The 20,282-nt window shown below is 63.4% G+C and carries 16 protein-coding genes and 1 pseudogene; 8 read left to right on the forward strand and 9 right to left on the reverse strand.

Features of this window, described 5'->3' with window-relative positions:
* From V8Z78_RS10405 to V8Z78_RS10435, 7 genes are all read right to left on the reverse strand, one after another.
* On the reverse strand, positions 1–330 hold a 330-nt coding region (locus V8Z78_RS10405), incomplete at its 3' end, for an aldehyde dehydrogenase family protein (RefSeq protein ID WP_349731326.1).
* Between the two features lie 165 nt (positions 331–495).
* Positions 496–1,833 (reverse strand): enolase C-terminal domain-like protein, encoded by a 1,338-nt coding sequence (locus V8Z78_RS10410; protein WP_349731327.1) that lies wholly within the window; start codon positions 1,831–1,833, stop codon positions 496–498.
* Positions 1,834–1,870: 37 nt separating this feature from the next.
* Entirely contained in the window at positions 1,871–2,836 is a 966-nt protein-coding gene (locus tag V8Z78_RS10415) for a 2-hydroxyacid dehydrogenase (RefSeq protein WP_003070429.1), read from the reverse strand.
* 107 nt (positions 2,837–2,943) lie between these two features.
* Positions 2,944–3,903: a Bug family tripartite tricarboxylate transporter substrate binding protein gene (locus V8Z78_RS10420; RefSeq protein WP_349731328.1), complete on the reverse strand. Its 960-nt coding sequence runs from the start codon at positions 3,901–3,903 to the stop codon at positions 2,944–2,946.
* Positions 3,904–3,959: 56 nt separating this feature from the next.
* Positions 3,960–4,871, reverse strand: a complete 912-nt coding sequence (gene kdgD, locus V8Z78_RS10425) for a 5-dehydro-4-deoxyglucarate dehydratase (protein ID WP_034351488.1) — start codon at positions 4,869–4,871, stop codon at positions 3,960–3,962.
* 41 nt (positions 4,872–4,912) lie between these two features.
* Complete coding sequence (locus V8Z78_RS10430) at positions 4,913–5,890, reverse strand: Bug family tripartite tricarboxylate transporter substrate binding protein (protein WP_349731329.1); 978 nt, start codon at positions 5,888–5,890, stop codon at positions 4,913–4,915.
* 308 nt (positions 5,891–6,198) lie between these two features.
* On the reverse strand, positions 6,199–6,996 hold the full coding sequence (locus V8Z78_RS10435) for a FadR/GntR family transcriptional regulator (protein ID WP_034347898.1): 798 nt from the start codon (positions 6,994–6,996) through the stop codon (positions 6,199–6,201).
* Positions 6,997–7,097: 101 nt separating this feature from the next.
* On the opposite strand from V8Z78_RS10435, the gene V8Z78_RS10440 reads away from it, so the two are divergent.
* The 3 genes and pseudogenes from V8Z78_RS10440 (at position 7,098) to garD (ending at position 11,240) form a co-directional block, all read left to right on the forward strand.
* Positions 7,098–8,393, forward strand: coding sequence for a glucarate dehydratase family protein (locus V8Z78_RS10440; protein ID WP_349731330.1), 1,296 nt, complete (start codon positions 7,098–7,100; stop codon positions 8,391–8,393).
* 117 nt (positions 8,394–8,510) lie between these two features.
* A pseudogene (locus V8Z78_RS10445) lies at positions 8,511–9,513 on the forward strand (Bug family tripartite tricarboxylate transporter substrate binding protein).
* A gap of 161 nt (positions 9,514–9,674) precedes the next feature.
* On the forward strand, positions 9,675–11,240 hold the full coding sequence (gene garD, locus V8Z78_RS10450; protein WP_349731331.1) for a galactarate dehydratase: 1,566 nt from the start codon (positions 9,675–9,677) through the stop codon (positions 11,238–11,240).
* A gap of 128 nt (positions 11,241–11,368) precedes the next feature.
* On the opposite strand, the gene scpC is transcribed toward garD, so the two are convergent.
* A complete protein-coding gene (gene scpC / locus V8Z78_RS10455; RefSeq protein ID WP_349731332.1) occupies positions 11,369–12,907 on the reverse strand; it encodes a succinyl-CoA:acetate CoA-transferase ScpC in 1,539 nt (512 codons plus the stop codon).
* Positions 12,908–13,272: 365 nt separating this feature from the next.
* On the opposite strand from scpC, the gene V8Z78_RS10460 reads away from it, so the two are divergent.
* Entirely contained in the window at positions 13,273–14,253 is a 981-nt protein-coding gene (locus tag V8Z78_RS10460) for a YihY/virulence factor BrkB family protein (protein WP_279090428.1), read from the forward strand.
* A 105-nt stretch (positions 14,254–14,358) separates the two neighbouring features.
* On the opposite strand, the gene V8Z78_RS10465 is transcribed toward V8Z78_RS10460, so the two are convergent.
* Positions 14,359–15,132 (reverse strand): ferredoxin--NADP reductase, encoded by a 774-nt coding sequence (locus V8Z78_RS10465; RefSeq protein ID WP_003059561.1) that lies wholly within the window; start codon positions 15,130–15,132, stop codon positions 14,359–14,361.
* 398 nt (positions 15,133–15,530) lie between these two features.
* On the opposite strand from V8Z78_RS10465, the gene V8Z78_RS10470 reads away from it, so the two are divergent.
* The 4 genes from V8Z78_RS10470 (at position 15,531) to V8Z78_RS10485 (ending at position 20,278) form a co-directional block, all read left to right on the forward strand.
* Positions 15,531–16,733: an ABC transporter substrate-binding protein gene (locus tag V8Z78_RS10470; protein WP_279090431.1), complete on the forward strand. Its 1,203-nt coding sequence runs from the start codon at positions 15,531–15,533 to the stop codon at positions 16,731–16,733.
* Positions 16,734–16,827: 94 nt separating this feature from the next.
* Complete coding sequence (locus V8Z78_RS10475) at positions 16,828–18,753, forward strand: ABC transporter permease (protein WP_349731333.1); 1,926 nt, start codon at positions 16,828–16,830, stop codon at positions 18,751–18,753.
* Positions 18,750–19,511: an ABC transporter ATP-binding protein gene (locus V8Z78_RS10480; RefSeq protein ID WP_003070441.1), complete on the forward strand. Its 762-nt coding sequence runs from the start codon at positions 18,750–18,752 to the stop codon at positions 19,509–19,511. Before V8Z78_RS10475 ends, V8Z78_RS10480 begins: the two co-directional genes overlap by 4 nt.
* Positions 19,508–20,278, forward strand: a complete 771-nt coding sequence (locus V8Z78_RS10485; RefSeq protein ID WP_057094373.1) for an ABC transporter ATP-binding protein — start codon at positions 19,508–19,510, stop codon at positions 20,276–20,278. The genes V8Z78_RS10480 and V8Z78_RS10485 overlap by 4 nt, the downstream gene beginning before the upstream one ends.
* Positions 20,279–20,282 lie beyond the last annotated feature (4 nt).

Consider the following 20,282-nt stretch of genomic DNA (forward strand, 5'->3'; position numbering starts at 1 on the left):
GAACTTGAAGATCTGGCCCGCGCGGCCGACTTCGCCAATGGCTTCGGGCAGGGTCTTGCCTTCTTCGCGGGCCAGCAGCTCGCCCAGCTCCGCCTTGCGTGCCAGGATCTCCGTGCCTATCTTGTCCAGGGCGTCGGAGCGCGCCTGTATGCCCGAGGTGGACCAGGCCGGAAACGCTGCAGCGGCAGCAGACACGGCGGCCTGCACATCGGATGCTCCGCCCTGGGCGTACGCGCCGATCAGATCGGACAGATCGCTGGGATTGGTGTTGGGGGAATAACTGTCAGCAGCCGTCCACTGGCCATTGATGAGATTGTCGTAGCGGGACATGGAGTTCTCCGTAAGAAAAAGAGGAACGCGAAGCAAGCGTCGTGCAAATCAGGGCGCGGCCCAGGCCAGAGACGCCGAGCAAGGGCCTGGCCGGCCGCGCCGCCCCGCAGCGATGGCGTCGTCCCCCTGGGGGGGGAAGGCGCACAGCGCCTCAGGGGGGAGGCATTACCTCACCATGCAAGGCCGTTTGTTGTCGAACTTCCAGCCGGGGATCAGGTGCTGCATGGCAATGGCGTCGTCACGCGCGCCCAGGCCGTGCTCCAGATACAGGGCATTGGCGCGCTTGAGCGCCTCGCGGTCCACGGTCACCCCCAGGCCGGGGGTCTTGGGCACCTCCACAAAACCGCCCTTGATCTGCAGGGGTTGCTGCGTGAGGTGCTGGCCGTCCTGCCAGATCCAGTGTGTATCGATGGCCGTGACCTTGCCGGGCACCGCGGCGGCCACATGGGTGAACATGGCCAGCGAGATGTCGAAATGGTTGTTGGAGTGCGAGCCCCAGGTCAGGCCCCAGTCGCGGCAGGTCTGGCCCACGCGCACCGAGCCGGCCATGGTCCAGAAATGGGGGTCGGCCAGCGGGATGTCCACGGACTGCAGCGACAGGGCGTGCACCATCTGGCGCCAGTCGGTGGCGACCATGTTGGTGGCCGTGGGCAGGCCGGTAGCGCGGCGAAATTCAGCCATGACCTCGCGGCCCGAGAAACCGCCTTCGGCGCCGCAGGGGTCTTCGGCATAGGCCAGCACGCCGCGCATATCGCGCATCAGGCGGATGGCGTCCTTGAGCAGCCAGCCGCCGTTGGGGTCCAGGGTGACGCGTGCCTCGGGGAAACGCTTGGCCAGCGCGGTCACGGCTTCGACTTCCTGCTCGCCGGCCAGCACGCCGCCCTTGAGCTTGAAGTCGTTGAAGCCGTAGCGTGCGTAGGCCGCTTCGGCCTGGCGCACGATGGCCTCGGGCGTCATGGCCGTCATGTGGCGCACCTGGGTCCAGTCGTCCGTGCCCAGCTTGTCTTCGCCGGGCTTGACGTAGTCCAGGCCGGTCTTGTCGCTGGGGCCCACGAAGAACAGGTAGCCCAGCATTTCCACGCGATCGCGCTGCTGGCCTTCGCCCAGCAGTGCGGCCACGGGCACGCCCAGGTGCTGGCCCAGCAGGTCCAGCAGGGCGGATTCGATGGCCGTGACCGCGTGCACGCCGATGCGCAGATCAAAGGTCTGCAAGCCGCGGCCGCCGGTGTCGCGGCCTTCCAGGGATTTCTGCAGCTCTTGCAGCAGCTGCAGGTGCTGGCCGATGGAGCGGCCGATCAACACCTGCTTGCTGTCCTCCAGCGCCTGGCGAATGCCTTCGCCGCCCGGCACCTCGCCCACCCCGGTACGGCCCGCGCTGTCGTGCACCAGCACGATGTTGCGCGTGAAGTAGGGCGCATGCGCGCCGCTGAGGTTCATGAGCATGCCGTCGCGGCCGGCGACGGGAATGACTTCGATGGCGGTGATGGTCGGGGTAGTGGACATGGGAAGACTCTTCAACAGACTCGGAGGGAAAGGGACATCACTGCGCGGCGGACCAAGGCACCTCGGCCGCTGGGCGGCCCGTGGCGATGAACTGCTGCAGATTCAGCAGCACCAGGTCGGCCATGGCACGGCGGGTTTCGTGGGTGCCGCTGGCGATATGGGGTGCCAGCACCACGTTGTCCAGGGCCAGCAGGGCCGGCAGGGGGCGGGGCTCGTCCTCGAATACGTCGAGGCCCGCACCGGCGATGCGCTTGTTCTCCAGGGCATCGGCCAGGGCGACCTCGTCGACCACGCTGCCGCGGGCCACGTTGACCAGGAAGCCCTGCGGGCCCAGCGCGGCCAGCACTTCGGCATTCACCAGGTGGCGCGTGCCTTCACCGCCGGCGGCGGTGATGACCAGGATGTCGGCCCAGCGCGCCAGCTCCAGCAGCGAGGGCAGGTACTGGTAGGACGAGCCTTCGACGGGGCGGCGGTTGTGGTAGGCCACTTCCATGTCGAAGCCCGAGGCGCGGCGCGCCACGGTGCTGCCGATGCGGCCCATGCCGAAGATGCCCAGACGCTTGCCGCTGGCGCGGGTGCGGATGCCAAAGCGGCCCCGGCTCCAGTCGCCGCGGCGCACGAAACGGTCGGATTCGCTGAGGCCGCGTGTAGCGTCCAGCAGCAGGGCAAAGGCCAGGTCGGCCACACAGTCGTCGAGCACGCCGGGCGTGTAGCCCACACGCGCGCCGCGGCGCAGCAGGGCATCCTTGTCCAGGGCATCGAAGCCCACGCCGAAGCTGCTCACGAACTTGAGCTTTGGCAGAGCGTCGACCACATGGGCGGGCAGGCCCATGGCGGCCGAGGTGACCAGGTATTCGAACTGCGCTCCATGCTCGGCCAAGAAACGGTCGGGATCGGCTTCCTGAGAAAGGATATGTACGTCATAGGCCTGAGCCAGTTCGGCGTCGAGTTGGGCCAGTGGCATCTGGCCGTATTGAAGAACGCGTGGTCGGATGGTCGCCATGCCTTGAAATCCTTGGAACTTGCGGGGACTGAAAGCCCCGGTGAAAAGGGCCTGCGTGGTGGCTGGCCTGCGGGAAACGGCCTGGGGGCCGTCCCGTTGTTTCTAGCTCAATCTGCGGTGATCTTGCGGGTATGGATCAGTTGCTTCCAGCGCTCGTTCTCCTGTGCCTGAAAGCGCGTGAATTCTTCGGGCGTGTTGCCCACGATTTCCAGCCCTTGTTCCACAAAGCGCTTGCGGATGTCGGGCTGCTGAACGGCGGCGATCGCGGCCTTGGACAATCTGGCCTTCACATCGACCGGCAGGCCCTTGGGAGCGGCCATGCCTTGCCACGAATAGACCTCGGCCCCCTTGACGCCGGACTCGGCCAGTGTGGGCACATCGGGCAGCACGGGCGAACGCTGGGTTCCGGTCACGGCAATGGCGCGCAGCTTGCCGCTACGCAGATGAGGCAGGACGGCATTGACGTTCTGGAAGGAAAAATCCACCTGTCCACCCAGCAGATCGGTGATGGCCGGTGCTCCGCCCTTGTAGGGCACATGCACGGCTTCGGTGCCCGTTTGCTGCCAGAACAGCTCGGCCGACAAATGATCCGAAGAGCCATTGCCGGAGCTTGCAAAACTGATCTTGCCGGGACTGGCCTTGAGCGCGGCAATCACCTCGCTCACGCTGCGGGCCTTTTGCGTCGGGCTGGCAACGAGCACATTGGGCGCCTGCACGGGGATGGTGATGTAGTCGAAATCCTTGCTGGCGTCATAGGGCACGTTCTTCACCATATGAGGGGTCACCACAAAAGGGCCCAGCGAAGCCACCAGCAGGGTGTAGCCATCGGCCGCCGCACGCTTGACGGCTCCCGCACCGATGGTGCCCGTGGCTCCAGGACGGTTTTCCACGACAAAGGGCTTGCCCAGTTGCTCGGCCATGCTCAGGGCCACCGCACGCGCCACTGTGTCGGTGGAGCCGCCAGCCGGGAACGGCACGATGATGTTCACGGGCCGGTCGGGAAAGTTGCCGGCCGCCTGGGCGGCCAGGGCCAGGGTGGCACCCAGCGTGATCAGTATCTTTTTCATGCCTTGTCTCCTGAAGACGCGGGGCCCGGTTCTTGGCCTGACCCCTGCATCGGGTCTTACTGGGGGCCGAGCTTGTCGATCAGTACCTTGAGTTCTTCCATCTCGGCAGGCTTGAGGTCGGTCAGGGGAGCGCGCACGGGACCGGCATCGTGGCCGACCAGCTTGGCGCCGGCCTTGATGATGCTCACGCCGTAGCCTTCGACACGGTTGCGGATCTTCAGGTAGGGCATGAAGAATTCCTTGAGCAGCTTGTGCTGCGTGGCCTGGTCATCGGTGCGCACGGCTTCGTAGAACGCCATCGCCGTCCTGGGGATGAAGTTGAAGACTGCAGAGGAATACACCGGCGTGCCCAGAGCCTTGTAGGCGGCCGCGTAGACCTCGGCCGTGGGCAGTCCGCCCAGATAGGCGAAGCGATCACCCATCTTCATGAAGATGGAGGACATGGTCTCGATATTGCCCAGACCGTCCTTGAAGCCCACCAGGTTGGGGCAGCGCTCGGCCAGGATGGCCAGGGATTCAGGCGTGAAGCGAGAGCGGTCGCGGTTGTAGACGATGACGCCGAACTTCACGCTCTTGCAGACCTGCTCCACATGGGCGATCAGGCCTTCCTGGCCGGCTTCGGTCAGGTAATGAGGCATCAGCAAAATGCCGTGAGCACCCAGTCGTTCAGCCTCCTGGGCATGGGCGATGGCATTGCGGGTGGGACCGCCGGCGCCGGCGATGATCGGCACCTTGCCACGGCAGGTATCCACGGCGGTCTTGATGATCTGGCCGTATTCCTCGCCATACAGCGAGAAGTATTCGCCCGTGCCACCGGCGGCGAACAGGGCACTGGCGCCATAGGGAGCCAGCCATTCAAGGCGCGCGGCATAGCCCTTGGCATTGAAGTTGCCCTGGGCATCGAAGTCCGTCACGGGGAAGGACAGCAGGCCGGAACTCATCACGTCTTTGAGGTCTTGGGGTGTCATGGTAATCCTTGAATAGAGGAGAGCAAAAAAGATCTGGCAGCTCAATCCAGCTGCAGTTGGGCGGCTTGCACCACGGTGCGCCAGCGCGCGCGCTCGGCGTTGAAGAATTTGTCGGTTTCTGCGGGCGTCATCGTGACGACCTCGGCACCCTGGCCGGTCAGTCGGGAGCGGACCTCGGTGGAGCGGATGGCAGCGAGCAACACCTGGTTCACACGCTGCACCACGGCTTCAGGCGTCTTGGCGGGCAGCACCACACCCTGCCAGGTGCCCGAGGCAAAACCCTGTGCGCCCTGCTCCGCCAGCGTCGGCACATCGACGATCAGGGGCATGCGGGTGTTCTTGGAAATGCCCAGCAGCTTGAGCTTGCCGCTTTGCACATGCGGATAGGTGGCCAGCATGCCGTTCATCAGCACCTGGGTCTGGCCTGCCACCGTGTCCTGCACCGACTGCACGCCGCCCTTGTAGGGCACATACACCCATTTGGCGCCAGTGATGCGGGCCAGCTCCACGCCAGCCAGATGGGGAGCACTGCCCGATGCGGTGACGGCAAAGTTCAGGTCCTGCTTCTTGGACAGCTCCACCAGCTCCTTGAGATTGCTGGCCTGGACGGAGGGGTGCACCACCAGCATATGGGGCGAATAGGCCAGCATGGCCGCACCACGCAGCGCCTTGGAAGGATCGAAGCTGAGCTTGGTATAGATCGAGGGAGAGATGGCCAGTGCACCGAGATCGCAGAGCAGCCAGGTATAGCCATCGGCCGGTGCACGGGCGACGAATTCAGCGCCCAGATTGCCATTGGCGCCGGGCTTGTTGTCGATCACCACGGTCTGCTTGAGCTCCTGGGAGATCAGCTGCCCGATGGAACGCGCAATGATGTCGGAGCTGCCGCCGGGAGGATAGGGAACGACCAGGCGGATGGGTTTGCTGGGCCAGGCATCGGCAGCCAGCAATGTGGACGACAGCAAACCGCCGGCCGCCAGGGCCAGCAGAGAGCGCAGAAAGTGCGAGCGTCGGACCATGGTGAAATGTCTCCTTGTTGTGGTCAGTCATCATACAACTAGGTTTTTCTGAACACCAAGACATTTTTTCTAAGGGTAAGCACGGGTCACCGCCGTTGATCAGGTTTCAGCGCGTGCGACTCTCATCCATTAAATACGCTTCAAACTCAATAATGAAGAGCGTTTCAAGCTATCATTTTTAAATCGCCTTCATATGTTTGGCGCAGCGGAGCCACAGCGACCGCCGGGTGCCGCGGGCAGTCCATCGCCCGTTGCTGCGGTCAGGCTCTTCCATCAAGCGCCCGCCCAGGCGCCTGGGCACGGCGGGCTCAGGACTCTGCGCTCAGACTCAGGCGCTGGGCCAGGCGCAAACGCTCCCGCGAGTTGGTCAGATGGATGCGCATGGCGGCGCGTGCCGAATCGGCATCCTGGCGCACGATGGCGGCATAGATCTCCTCGTGCTCGCGGTTCACCCGGCGCAGATAGTCGGGATCGCGTGCCGGCGTATGCATGGAGGCGATGCGATTGCGCGGAATCAACAGCGTCCCGAAATGCTGAAGGATGTCCTGAAAATACCGGTTGCCTGTGGCCTGCGCGATGCTCAGGTGAAAGGCCAGATCATGTTCGACGGTGTCGTGCCCCAGGGCGAAATGATGCTCGAACTCCTGCAGAGCCTCGCTCATTACCTTCAGATGGGCTTCACTGCGGCGCTGAGCAGCCAGACCGGCAGCCTCGGTCTCCAGACTGATGCGCAGCTCCAGCACGGCCAGCACATCGACGGACTCGCTGAGCTCGCGCGCGCTGAGCATGGGGCTTGCACTCTGGCGCGCGGGCAGCACAAACGTGCCTATGCCATGGCGGGTTTCGACCAGCCCCGCAGCCTGTAATTTGGACAAGGCTTCGCGCACCACGGTGCGGCTGACGTCATAGCTGCGCACGAGTTCGGACTCGGTGGGCAGCTTGTCCCCCTCATGCAGCAGGCCCTGACGGATCTTGTGCTCGAACTCCTCGGACAACAGATTCGCCAGACTGCGGCTGCCCTTGCTGGTTTTGCTGCGCAGCGCGTACCCCTCCGTCAGCGGCAAAGACGGGGTTGATTGGGGTAATTCCGATGTCTGAGTACTCATGAGCCTGATGATAATGGCTTTCAGTTGTACGACAACATACCACAAAGACTCCCTATTTCAACCTCGGCCCGCAGCTCCTGCGCCGCACCAGTCATCTCAAGATGAGCACTTCTCACCAGATCCGCCACATCCGCATCACGCCGATTGCCTTCCGTGATCCGCCGCTGCTCAACGCCGCCGGCATTCACGAGCCCTGGGCGTTGCGCTCCATCATCGAGATCGAGACTGCTTCCGGCCTGGTCGGCATCAACGAGAGCTATGGCGACCAGCCCATGCTGGATGCTCTGGCCAAGGTCGCACCGGCCCTGGTCGGGCTCTCGCCCTGGGCGCTCAATGAAATGGAGGCCCGTGTCGCCGCCCTGGTCACCCCGCCCAAGCTCACGGCCTCGGAATTTCTGGGTCAGCAGGTCTCGCTGGCCCCTGGCACCCATGTCTCCAAGACCGTGGCCAAGGTAGTCAGCGCCTTCGAGGTCGCCATGCTGGACCTGCAGGGCCAGATGGCCCAGGCTCCCATCGTCGACCTGCTGGGCGGACCCGCACGCGACCGCGTGCCCTACTCGGCCTACCTGTTCTACAAATACGCCGAACATGTGGGCCAGCCCTATGCACCCGACGCCTGGGGCGAAGCCCTGACGCCGGCCCAGCTCGTGGCCCAGGCCCGGCGCATGATCGACCAATACGGCTTCCAGAGCATCAAGCTCAAGGCCGGCACGCTGCCGCCCGAGCAGGAAGCTGCCGGCATCCTGGCGCTGGCCGAGGCTTTCCCCGGCACACCGCTGCGCATTGACCCGAATGGCAACTGGACCGTGGAAACCAGCCTGAAGATCGTGCAGCAGTTGCGCGGCGTGCTCGAGTACTACGAGGACCCTGCCCCGGGCCTGGATGGCATGGCCGCCGTGGCACGCGAGTGCGATGTGCCCTTGGCCACCAATATGGTGGTGACGGACTTTGCCGAGTTCCGCCGCAACGCCGACATGGGCTGCCCCGTGAAGATCGTGCTCAGCGACCACCATTACTGGGGCGGCCTACGTGCCACACAGCGCCTGTCCACGCTGTGCCGCACCTTCGACCTGGGCCTGTCCATGCACAGCAACTCCCATCTGGGCGTGAGCCTGGTGGCCATGACTCATCTGTGCGCCAGCGTGCCCCTGCTGACCTATGCCTGCGACACCCACTATCCATGGCAGGACGAGGAGGTCGTCGAAGGCGGCCGCCTGCAGTTCGAGCAGGGCAGCCTGCGCGTGCCCACCACACCCGGCCTGGGCGTGACCCTGGACCGCGAGGCCCTGGACCGACTGCACGACAACTATCTGCATTGCGGCATTCGCAACCGCGACGACCTGGGCCAGATGCGCAAATACGATCCGGAATTCACCGGCAAACAACCGCGCTTCTGAACTCCAGCCCCCTGCACATAGAGACCGCAAAGAGCAAACATCCAGCCCAAGCCGAGCTGGTTCGATCGCCCCCTTTCCACAGCGCAAAAAGACGCTTTTCAACCGGAGACAACCATCATGCAACGCCGCTCCCTGCTTCAATCCACCCTCGCCGCCAGCGCCCTGCTGCTGGGAACATCCCTTGTCGCCGCACCGGCCCTGGCACAGGGCAACTGGCCCACGGGCAAGCCCATCACCTATCTGGTGCCGTTCCCCCCCCGGCGGCAATACCGACACCCTGGCGCGCGTGATTGCGCAGCCGCTGAGCAAGGCCCTGGGCACGCCCGTGGTCATCGAGAACAAGGGCGGCGCCGGCGGCAGCGTGGGTTCGGCGCTGGCAGCACGTGCCCCGGCCGACGGCTACACCATTCTGGGCGGCACCATCAGCTCGCACGCCATCAATGTCAGCCTGTACTCCAAGCTGGACTATGACCCCGTCAAGTCCTTCACGCCCGTCGCTATGCTCGGCTCCGGCCCTCTGGTCCTGGTGGTGCCCGCCTCCAGCCCCTACAAGACTCTGGCCGACGTGCTGGCCGGCAGCAAGGCCAAGGCCTCCTCTGGCGGTCTGACCTCGGCCTCTCCAGGCAACGGCACCTCCAATCACATGGCACTGGAACTGCTGGCCTACCAGACCGGCGTGAAGTTCACCCATGTGCCCTACAAGGGCAGCGGTCCCGCCGTGCAGGATGTCATGGGCGGACAGGTGGACATGATGTTCGACACGGCCCTGGTTGTCGGCCCCCACATCCAGTCCGGCAAGCTGCGCCCCATCGCCGTGAGCAGCTCCAAGCGCCTGGAATCACTGCCCGATGTACCCACGATTGCCGAGGCCGGCGAGAAGGGTTTCGACATGGGCTCCTGGCAGGCCGTTTTCGCCCCTGCGGGCACGCCCAAGCCCATCGTGGACCGTCTGCATGCCGAAATCCTGAAGATCGTGGCCACTCCCGAAGTCCAGGCCCGCCTCAAGAACTTCGGCATGCTGCCGTCGAACATGAGCACCGTCGAGCTGGCCGACTACCAGAAGGCCGAGGTGAGCAAATGGGCCAAGGTGATCAAGTCAGCTGGAATAAAAGCTGAATGACCCCCTGAGGCGCTTCGCGCCGTCCCCCTTCTCACTTCGTGGAGGGGGACAACGCCTTCGCCGCAAGGCGGCTCTTGCTCGGCGTTCCTGAGTTGGGAACCTGAAGTCTGCGAGGGCTGCACTCCGATTGCGACAGGCACCTAAAAAATTGAGACATTGACATGAGTACCCCACTTCCGCTTTCCATCAGCATGCATCCGGCCGACAACGTTGCCATTGTTGCCAACGACGGCGGCCTGCCTGCGGGCACTGTGCTTCCGTCCGGCCTCACGCTGCTCGACAAGGTGCCGCAGGCGCACAAGGTGGCGCTGGTGGACATTCCCGAAGGCGGTGAGGTGCGCCGCTACAACGTGATCATCGGCTATGCGCTCAAGCCCATTGCTGCCGGCAGCTGGGTGCATGAGCGCTTGCTGCAGATGCCCGAGGCACGCTCGCTTGAGGGCCTGCCCATCGCCACCGTCAAGCCGCCCGTGCTGGAGCCGCTGACAGGCTATAGCTTCGAGGGCTACCGCAATGCGGACGGTACGGTGGGCACGCGCAACATCCTGGCCATCACCACCACGGTGCAATGCGTGGCCGGGGTGCTCGACTTTGCGGTGCGCCGCATCAAGTCCGAGCTGCTGCCACGCTACCCCCATGTTGACGATGTGGTGGGTCTGGAGCACAGCTATGGCTGCGGCGTGGCCATCGATGCCGTGGGAGCAGAGATCCCGCAGCGCACGCTGCGCAATATCAGCCGCAACCCGAACTTCGGCGGCGAGGTCATGGTGGTCAGCCTGGGCTGTGAAAAGCTGCAACCCGAGCGCCTGCTGCCGCCAGGCAGCTTTCCCATCGTCGACGAGCGTGAACCCGAACTGGACGTGGTCTGTCTGCAGGACGAGGCCCATGTGGGCTTTATGTCCATGATCGACTCCATCATGCGCCAGGCCGAGCAGCATCTGCGCCGCCTCGACGCCCGCCGCCGCGAGACCGTGCCTGCCAGCGCCCTGGTGGTGGGCGTGCAATGCGGGGGCAGCGACGCCTTCAGCGGCGTCACCGCCAACCCGGCCGTGGGCTTTTGCACCGACCTGCTGGTGCGCGCGGGCGCCACCGTGATGTTCAGCGAGGTGACCGAGGTGCGCGACGGCATAGACCAGCTCACCTCACGCGCTGCAAGCCCCGAAGTGGCCGAAGCCATGATCGAGGAAATGGCCTGGTACGACGCCTATCTGGACAAGGGCCGTGTGGACCGCAGCGCCAACACCACACCGGGCAATAAAAAAGGCGGATTGTCGAACATCGTCGAAAAGGCCATGGGCTCCATCATCAAGAGCGGTACAGCCCCCATCACCGGCGTGCTGTCACCGGGTCAGCGGCTGGCCGATCGCGACATCAGCCAGGGTCTGGTCTATGCGGCCACGCCGGCCAGCGACTTCATCTGCGGCACGCTGCAGCTGGCGGCCGGCATGAACCTGCATGTCTTCACCACGGGCCGCGGCACGCCTTACGGTCTGGCTCAGGTGCCGGTGATCAAGGTGGCCACGCGCAGCGACCTGGCGCGACGCTGGCACGATCTGATGGATATCAACGCCGGACGCATTGCCGACGGCGAGGCCACGATCGAAGACATAGGCTGGGAGATGTTCAGGCTGATGCTCGATGTCGCCAGCGGCCGCAAAAAGACCTGGGCCGAGCATTGGCAGTTGCATAACGCGCTGGTGCTGTTCAACCCGGCCCCGGTGACCTGAAGCCGTACGGCGCCCTCACCTCTGAAACGCTTGCAAATCCAGAGCGCTTTGCGAAGCTGTTGCCTGAGCTGCAGACAGAATCGCCAGAAACGCTGCCATGGCAGCGTTTCCGGTTTGCGCATGCGCCCTCAGGCCTGCATGGAGCCCGTCTTCAGATAGCGCTGATGCCAGGCATAAGCCTGGTCGAGCAAATGCGGCGTGTGCTTGCCCGGTGCGTCGCGCAGCGCGCGCTCCAGGTACTCGCTCATCGCCGCCTTGTAGTCGGGGTGCACGCATTTCTCGATGATCAGACGCGCGCGCTGCACCGGAGCCAGGCCGCGCAGATCGGCCAGACCCTGCTCGGTCACGATGACCTGCACGTCGTGCTCGGTGTGATCGACATGGGAGACCATGGGCACGATGCAGCTGATCTTGCCGCCCTTGGCCGTGGATGGCGTCATGAAGATGGACAGATAGGCGTTGCGTGCAAAGTCGCCGCTGCCGCCAATGCCGTTCATGATGGACGAGCCCATGACATGCGTGCTGTTGACGTTGCCGTACATATCGGCCTCGATCAGCGCGTTCATCGAAATCAAACCCATGCGGCGGATCAGCTCCGGGTGGTTCGATATCTCCTGCGGGCGCAGCATGATGCGCTGGCGGTAGTAGTCGATATTGGCCAGAAAGCGCTCCATGGCCGCCGGGCTCAGCGCCAGCGAGGTGGTCGATGCAGTATCGAGCTTGCCCGACTCCAGCATGTCCAGCATGCCGTCCTGCAGAACCTCGGTATAGGCGTTCAGGTGGTCGAACGGGCCCTTGTTCAGCCCCGCCAGCACGGCGTTGGCGATATTGCCAACGCCCGACTGCAGAGGCAGCAACTCTGGCGGCAAGCGGCCCGCCTTCACCTCGTGCTGCAAAAAGTCGATGATGTTCTCGGCAATGCGCATGGAGCCTTCATCGGGTGCCGTGAATGCCGCCAGCCTGTCGCGCTGGGCGGTGGGCACCACGGCAATCACCTTGCTCGGATCGCAATGCAGATAGGGCTCGCCGATGCGGTCGAACGGATGCTCCATGGGTATGGGCTTGCGCTTTGGCGGCACGGCCGCGCCGTAGTAGATATCGTGCATGCCTTCGAGTTCGGCGGGCTGTGCGCTGTTGACCTCGAGAATGATCTTGTCGGCCTGCTCCAGCCAGGTCTTGTTGTTGCCCACCGAGGTCGACGGAATCAGGCGACCGTCTGGCAAGACTCCCGCAACCTCGATCACCGCCACGTCAAGATGACCAAGGAAGCCGAACCACACATGCTGCGCCACATGGGACAGATGGATGTCCACATACTGCATGCGGCCCTCGTTGATCTCCTTGCGCACTGTTGGGTCCGACTGATAGGGCAGACGGCGTTCAATGCCATGTACCTTGGCCAGTGCGCCATCGAGTTCGGGCGAGGTCGAAGCCCCCGTCCACAGACTGATGCGGAAGTTTCCGCCGTTGGCGTTGCGCTCTTCAATGCGGCGTGCCAGTGCCTGGGGCACAGCCTTGGGTGCACCTGCGGGTGTGAAGCCGCTCATGCCCAGCGTCATGCCGGATTGAATCAGGCCGGCGGCCTGGTCCGCCGTCATGATGCGCTCGCGCAAGACAGGGCAAAGCACGCGATCTGCAGGAGAAGCGGTGGAAAAGGAAGTCTGCATGTAATGTGTCTCGTCTTGCCAGCCTTCTTGAAGAGGGATGGTATTTTTTTGTAGTTCAATGGTTGCACTTTGACTGGTGCAAACCCGGATTGAACTACGACACACAGAGAGTCGCCAAGCGTAGTTGACTAGAGAAAACCCCGATGCGCTTTCTTTAAAGAAGCCGACGAAGTTGGATTCATAACTCAAAAAAGTGAGCATTCATCGCTCAACGGATAAAGGATGAAAACTTGAAACCGCTGAAATCGACCACCATGGCAGAGTTGCCAGAATGCAGGCGGAAATTACAAAATATTTGCCCGTACTCACTGCCAGCAGACATAGGCTGACAAAACCACCATGGTTCAGCAACCAGAATTCGACACATGGCTTTTGATACCTCCGGCTGGCAGCACAAGCTGCGACGCCTCGCCCAACCCCTGCAACCGCTGATCGACTCCGTACAGCTCTGGCTGCAGGCCGACGGTCTGCGCATGAGTGCCGCCATGTCGTTTTACGGCATGCTGAGCCTGGCGCCGCTGTTGCTGGCCGTCGTGGGGCTGCTGGGCTGGTGGCTGGATCGCAGCTATGTGGAAAGCACCTTGATCAGCCAGATACAAAGCGTGGTCGGGGAGCGCGCGGCACAGGTCGTCAAGAGCGCTCTGGCCAGCGCCCAGAATGCCAATCAGGGCTCGCTAGCGTCCGTACTCGGTCTGGTGATGATGCTCTCGGGCGCCACCGGTGTATTTGTGGAGCTGCAGGCTTCGCTGGACAAGCTCTGGTCCATGGGCGAAGAGTCTCGCCCGCAGGAAAACAAGCCCTGGTGGAGCATGGCCATCTCACGTCTGTGGGGATTGAGCTATGTCGTGGGCCTGGGCTTTTTGCTGCTGGTGTCCATGGTGCTTTCGACCGCCATCCAGATGATCACCAAATGGGCCAATGACGAGTTGCAGCTTGTGCCGCTGGGCCCGCTGATGGGACTGATCAACGAGGGCCTGTCCTTCGGCATTGCGGTGCTGCTGTTCTGGGGTCTGATGCGCATGGGTAGCGGCATCAAACCCGTCACCAGATACCTGCTGCTGGGCTCGCTGACGGGAGCAGCCCTGTTCACCATCGGCAAACAGGCCCTGGCCTGGTATCTGTCCACCGCCGCCGTGGTATCGGCCTATGGCGCAGCCGGCTCGCTGGTGGTCGTGCTGATGTGGTTTTATTTCACCTCGGCCATCCTGCTGTTCTCGGCCGCCACGGCCAAGGCCTGCAGCAAATCCAAGGTCCAGCTGGGCATCCCGTTTGTCTCGCGCAAGCCGTCCAGCGCCACACCCATGGATGTGCAGCGTCTTCCCGAAAATGCAGGGGAGAACATATGAAGCCGCCGAGATCGACTGCCATACCTGGGCTCGCAACCATCTGCGTCATGTCGACAATGTAAAAAGGCCTGCTGATGCAGGCCTTTTGCTCGGGGCAAGGTGGAATCACTTTTCCACAAATGCACGCTCAATGACGAAGTCGCCGGGCGTGGTGGTGTTGCCTTCCTTGAAGCCGCGCTTTTCCAGCAGCTCCTTGAGTTCGGACAGCATGGCGGGGCTGCCGCACAGCATGACGCGATCGGTCTCGGGATTCAGATCGGGCAGACCCAGGTTTTGCGGGAAGGTGCCGTTGTTGATCTGGGCCGAGATACGGCCCTGGTTGCGGAAGGGCTCGCGTGTCACCGTGGGGTAGTAGTGCAGCTTGCCCTTGACGATATCGCCGAGGAATTCATGCTCGGGCAATTCCTTCTCGAACAGCTCCTGATAGGCCAGCTCCTGCACCTGACGCACGCCATGCACCACGACCACGTTGTCGAAACGCTCATAGGTCTCGGGGTCTCGCGCCACAGCCAGCCAGGGAGCCAGGCCGGTGCCCGTGCCGATCAGATACAGATTCTTGCCGGGCAGCAGATAGTCGATCAGCAGCGTGCCTGTGGGCTTCTTGCCCACGATGATGGTGTCACCCACCTGGATGTTCTGCAGCTTGGAAGTCAGAGGGCCTTCGGGAACCTTGATGGACAGGAACTCCAGATGCTCTTCGTAATTGGGGCTGGCGATGGAGTAGGCGCGCAGCAGGTTCTTGCCATCCACCTTCAGGCCGATCATGGTGAAGTGGCCGTTGGAAAAGCGCAGCGATGTGTCGCGGGTGGTGGTGAAGGAGAAAAGACGGTCGGTCCAGTGGTGGACGGACAGCACGCGTTCTTCAAGAAAAGCACTCATGATTCGTCTGAAATAAAAACTCTAAGCAGAAAACCTGCGCGGCAAATGCTGGGCGGTGGCGGGGCACTGCAGGTCAGGGCTGCTAGCGCGTTGGCTGCCGGTTGCCAAGCGGGACAAGACCTATATTGTCCGGCAATTGCACAGAAACGGGTGAATCACCCATCAATGTCTTGAGATCGAATAGTGATAAGCAGAATGAAGCTGTCCGATACTGCGGTATCGACGAAAAACTGCCCCGCCGTTCTTGACTCAGGGAAAACGCTGCTCTAGGATCATTCCCCACGCGCTTTGAACAAGCGCTTTATTTGTCTATATAAATGCTCAGATTGAGCATTAGTGATTGCGGCGACCCTGTGTCTCAGGCCATGGTCGCCCATCTAGAACCAAGGAGAATGACAATGCAGCTGCGCTGGTCCCTGCCCCTGCTGACACTGGCCGCCCTGCCCGCCTGGGCACAGGGCGTGATCAAGATTGGCGAAATCAACAGCTACAAGGCTCAACCCGCGTTTCTGGAGCCCTACAAGAAGGGAATGGAACTGGCGGTTGAACAGGTTAATGCCGCAGGCGGCATTGCCGGCAAGAAGCTGCAGCTCATCGTGCGCGACGACAACGCCACGCCGGGCGATGCCGTGCGTGCCGCCGAAGAGCTCTACACGCGCGAAAAGATCGATGTGCTCACGGGCAGTTTTCTCTCGCATGTGGGCCTGGCACTGACCGATTACGCCAAGCAGAAAAAGCGCTTCTTCCTCGCCTCCGAGCCGCTGACCGACAAGATCGTCTGGGCCGACGGCAATCACTACACCTACCGTCTGCGCGGCTCCACCTATATGCAGACCGCCATGCTGGTGGAGGAAGCGCTCAAGCTCAAGAAGAAGCGCTGGGCCATCGTCTACCCCAACTACGAATACGGCCAGTCCGCGGTTGCCACCTTCAAGACGCTGATGAAGGCCAAGCAGCCCGATATCGAGTTTGTGGCCGAGCAGGCACCTGCGCTGGGCAAGATCGACGCCGGCTCCGTCGTGCAGGCGCTTGCTGACGCCAAGCCCGATGCCATCTTCAACGTGCTGTTCGCCACCGACCTGGGCAAATTCGTGCGCGAAGGCAATACACGCGGCCTGTTCAAGGGCCGTGAAGTCGTGGGCCTGCTGACGGCAGAGCCCGAATACCTGGATCCGCTCAAGAAGGAAGCGCCTATCGGCTGGACCGTGACCGGCTACCCCTGGTATTCCATCAACACCCCCGAGCATGCCGCCTTCCTCAAGGCCTATCAGGCCAGGTTCAAGGACTACCCGCGCCTGGGCACCATCGTGGGCTACAACGCCATACAGTCGATTGCCGCAGGCCTGCGCAAGACCAAGGGTGACCCCGACACCGAAAAGCTGATTGCGGCCTTCAAGGGCCTGGAAGTCTCCACGCCTTTCGGCCCCATCACCTACCGGGCACAGGACAACCAGTCCACCATGGGCGCCTATATCGGCAAGACCGCCTATGACGAGAAGCTGGGACGCGGCGTGCTGGTCGACTACCACTATGCCGACGGCAAGAACTACCAGCCCACGGACGAGGAAGTGAAGAAGCTGCGCCCCGCGACTGCGAACTGATTCCGCTTCGGCGAAAATGCCAGGCCACCTGCACTGCAGCAGGTGGCTTTTTCATCTCCGAAAACACTATGTCGAGCTTCAGGAGCTACGCAGCATGAGTGCATCCGGCCTGCTGGCCCAGTTGCTCAACGGACTGGCCAGCGCATCGTCGCTGTTTCTGGTTTCGGTCGGGCTGTCGCTGATCTTCGGTGTCACCCGCACCATCAACTTCGCCCACGGCTCCTTCTATATGCTGGGCGCCTTCATCGCCTACAGCAGCGTGGACCGGCTTTCGCCCCATATCGGTTTCTGGCCCGCGCTGCTGCTGGCTCCGCTGGCCTGCGGCGCACTGGGGGCGCTGACCGAGACACTGCTTCTGCGCCGCATCTACAAGGCGCCAGAGCTGTTTCAGCTGCTGGCCACGTTTGCGCTGGTACTGGTCATCAAGGATGCGGCGCTGTGGCTGTGGGGCCCCGAAGAACTGTTCGGCCCGCGTGCCGCAGGGCTTGAAGGCTCGGTGGAGATTCTGGGCCGCCAGTTCCCCACTTACGATCTGTTCTTGATAGCTGTCGGCCCTTGCGTCCTCCTGGGCCTGACGCTTTTGTTGACCAGGACCCGCTTTGGCACCCTGGTGCGTGCCGCCACGCAGGACCGCGAAATGGTGGACGCCCTGGGCGTCAACCAGGCCTGGCTGTTCACCGCCGTCTTCGCATTGGGTACGCTGCTGGCAGGCCTGGGCGGCGCGCTGCAGCTGCCGCGCGAGCCCGCCAGCCTGGAGATGGACATGCTCACCATTGGCGCCGCGTTTGTGGTGGTCGTGGTCGGCGGCATGGGCAGCATACCGGGCGCCTTCATTGCGGCACTGCTGGTGGCAGAGCTCAAGGCCGTCTGCATCTGGCTGGGCGTGCAGGAGATCGCGGGCATTGAGCTATCGTTCTCCAAGCTCACGCTGGTGGTGGAGTTCCTGGTCATGGCCGTGGTGCTGATCTGGCGGCCCTGGGGCCTGCTGGGCAAGCCACAGGCGCTGGCACGCAACGCGGGCGAACCCGAGCAACCTCTGCACCGCGCAGGCCGTGGCGCATCGGCCGCCTGGCTGAGCCTGCTGACCTTGCTGGTGCTGCTGCCGCTGATGGCAAGCGGCGCCGAAGGCGGCAGCTATGCCACCGTGCTGCTGGCCGATATCTTTGTCGCCGCGCTGTTTGCGAGCAGTCTGCACTTCATACTCGGGCCCGGCGGCATGCACTCCTTCGGTCATGCGGCCTACTTTGGCCTCGGTGCCTACGGTGCGGCACTGCTGGTGCGTACGCTGGATTTGCCCATGGAAGCGGCGCTGTTGCTCGGCCCCCTGGCCGCCGCTGCGGGCGCCCTGCTCTATGGCTGGTTCTGCGTGCGGCTGTCGGGCGTCTATCTGACCATGCTGACGCTGGCGTTTGCGCAGATCAGCTGGGCCATCGTCTTTCAGTGGGATGACTTCACGGGCGGCAGCAACGGCCTGACCGGCGTCTGGCCCCCCGAATGGGCATCGCAGGGACCGGCGTTTTACTGGCTGGCTCTGGGCATCTGCGCGCTTGGCATCTATCTGCTGCGCCGCCTGCTGTTTTCGCCGCTGGGCTATGCGCTGCGCGCATCGCGCGACTCGGCTCTGCGGGCCGATGCCATCGGCATCGACGTGCGCCGCATTCAGTGGACGGCATTCGTGATCGCCGGGCTGTTTGCCGGTCTGGCCGGAGCGCTGTTTGCCTTCAGCAAGGGCGGCGTTGCGCCCGACACCATGTCTGTCACCAAGTCGGTGGATGCACTGGTCATGGTGCTGCTGGGCGGCGTGCAGACACTGGCCGGCCCCGTGGTGGGCGCGGCCGCCTTTACCTGGCTGCACGACACCGTGGCACGCAACACCGAATACTGGCGCGCGCTGATGGGGGCGACCATGCTGATTCTGGTGCTGCTGGCACCGCAGGGCATTGCAGGCTATGCACAACTGCTGTGGTCGCGCACATGTGGCAAGGTATGCGGCAAGGACAAAGCAGGAGCCAGGACATGAACCTGCTGCAAGTACAGAACCTCAGCAAGGCCTTTGGCGGCGTGAAGGCCGTGCAGCAGGTCTCATTCAGCCTGCAGGCAGGCGAGCTGCTGGCCCTGATCGGCCCCAACGGCGCCGGCAAGAGCACCACCTTCAATATGGTCGGCGGCCAGCTGCCGCCCGACAGCGGCCAGGTGCTGCTTAACGGCCGTTCCATCACCGGCCTGCCGCCGCGCGCCATCTGGCGCAAGGGCGTGGGACGCACCTTCCAGATTGCACAGACTTTTGCCTCGCTCAGCGTGGTGGAAAACGTGCAGATGGCCTTGCTGTCGGCCGATCGCAGGATCTTCAGTTGGTGGCCGCGTGCCGCCAGCCACCGGCGTGCGGACGCCCTGGCCCTGCTGGAACAGGTGGGCATGGCGGCTCAGGCCGATCGCCCCTGCAGCGCTCTGGCCTATGGCGATGTGAAGCGAGTGGAGCTGGCCATGGCGCTGGCCCATGATCCGCTGCTGCTGCTCATGGACGAACCCACGGCCGGCATGGCCCCGGGCGAGCGTGTGGCCCTGATGCAGCTGACGCGCCAGCTGGCGCAGCAGCGCCGCATGGGCGTGCTGTTTACCGAACACAGCATGGACGTGGTTTTCGGTCAGGCCGACCGTGTGGCCGTGCTGGTGCGCGGCCAGCTGCTGGCCGAAGGTAGGCCGCAAGCCATTCGCGACGACGCGCGCGTACAGCAGGCCTACCTCGGTACCGGCCTCGTTCTTGAAAAACAGCAATGAATCAAATGCATAGCAACCAGCGCTTGATGGATAAGGGCAAGAGCCCCAAATTGCTTGAAGTTCAGAACCTCGATGCCTGGTATGGCGCGGCCCATATCCTGCATCAGGTATCACTGGCCGTGGGACGCGGCGAGGTCGTGGCGCTGATGGGTCGCAATGGCGCTGGCAAGTCCACCACGCTCAAAAGCATTGCCGCCCTGGTTCCGCGCCGCGAGGGCAGCATTCGCTTCATGGGAGAGGCGATAGAGAAAAAAGCCTCGCACCAGATCGCGCAGCGCGGCCTGGGCTATGTGCCCGAGGATCGCCGCATCTTCACCGAGCTGACGGTGCTGGAGAACCTCGAGGTCGGCAAGCAAAAGCCTCGCCGATGGCCCGACGGCTCCGCCATGCCGCACTGGACGCCCGAAAAGCTTTTTGCGCTGTTCCCCAACCTGGGCGAGATGCCCGAGCGCCTTGGCGGGCGCATGAGCGGTGGCGAGCAGCAGATGCTGAGCGTGGCCCGCACGCTGATGGGCCAGCCCTGTCTGGTGCTGCTGGACGAGCCCTCCGAGGGGGTTGCTCCGCTGATCGTCGAGCAGATGGCGCGCACGATTCTGGAGCTGAAGGCACAGGGCATAGGCATCTTGCTCAGCGAGCAGAACCTGCCGTTTGCCGAAGTCGTGGCCGACCGGGCCTATGTGCTGGAAAAAGGCCAGATCGTGCACGCGGCCAGCATGGCCGAGCTGGCGAGCGACAAGGCGGCACGCCAGCAATATCTGGGCGTCTGAAACC

The sequence above is a fragment of the Comamonas sp. wu1-DMT genome, assembly GCF_040187805.1.
Classification (GTDB): Bacteria; Pseudomonadota; Gammaproteobacteria; order Burkholderiales; family Burkholderiaceae_C; genus Comamonas; species Comamonas thiooxydans.

What these genes read in the sequence shown, in the direction of transcription:
- V8Z78_RS10410 (WP_349731327.1), bottom strand. Translation starts at nt 1,833, where the DNA reads ATGTCCACTACCCCGACCATCACCGCCATCGAAGTCATTCCCGTCGCC.
- V8Z78_RS10415 (WP_003070429.1), bottom strand. Translation starts at nt 2,836, where the DNA reads ATGGCGACCATCCGACCACGCGTTCTTCAATACGGCCAGATGCCACTG.
- V8Z78_RS10420 (WP_349731328.1), bottom strand. Translation starts at nt 3,903, where the DNA reads ATGAAAAAGATACTGATCACGCTGGGTGCCACCCTGGCCCTGGCCGCC.
- kdgD (WP_034351488.1), bottom strand. Translation starts at nt 4,871, where the DNA reads ATGACACCCCAAGACCTCAAAGACGTGATGAGTTCCGGCCTGCTGTCC.
- V8Z78_RS10430 (WP_349731329.1), bottom strand. Translation starts at nt 5,890, where the DNA reads ATGGTCCGACGCTCGCACTTTCTGCGCTCTCTGCTGGCCCTGGCGGCC.
- V8Z78_RS10435 (WP_034347898.1), bottom strand. Translation starts at nt 6,996, where the DNA reads ATGAGTACTCAGACATCGGAATTACCCCAATCAACCCCGTCTTTGCCG.
- V8Z78_RS10440 (WP_349731330.1), top strand. Translation starts at nt 7,098, where the DNA reads ATGAGCACTTCTCACCAGATCCGCCACATCCGCATCACGCCGATTGCC.
- garD (WP_349731331.1), top strand. Translation starts at nt 9,675, where the DNA reads ATGAGTACCCCACTTCCGCTTTCCATCAGCATGCATCCGGCCGACAAC.
- scpC (WP_349731332.1), bottom strand. Translation starts at nt 12,907, where the DNA reads ATGCAGACTTCCTTTTCCACCGCTTCTCCTGCAGATCGCGTGCTTTGC.
- V8Z78_RS10460 (WP_279090428.1), top strand. Translation starts at nt 13,273, where the DNA reads ATGGCTTTTGATACCTCCGGCTGGCAGCACAAGCTGCGACGCCTCGCC.
- V8Z78_RS10465 (WP_003059561.1), bottom strand. Translation starts at nt 15,132, where the DNA reads ATGAGTGCTTTTCTTGAAGAACGCGTGCTGTCCGTCCACCACTGGACC.
- V8Z78_RS10470 (WP_279090431.1), top strand. Translation starts at nt 15,531, where the DNA reads ATGCAGCTGCGCTGGTCCCTGCCCCTGCTGACACTGGCCGCCCTGCCC.
- V8Z78_RS10475 (WP_349731333.1), top strand. Translation starts at nt 16,828, where the DNA reads ATGAGTGCATCCGGCCTGCTGGCCCAGTTGCTCAACGGACTGGCCAGC.
- V8Z78_RS10480 (WP_003070441.1), top strand. Translation starts at nt 18,750, where the DNA reads ATGAACCTGCTGCAAGTACAGAACCTCAGCAAGGCCTTTGGCGGCGTG.
- V8Z78_RS10485 (WP_057094373.1), top strand. Translation starts at nt 19,508, where the DNA reads ATGAATCAAATGCATAGCAACCAGCGCTTGATGGATAAGGGCAAGAGC.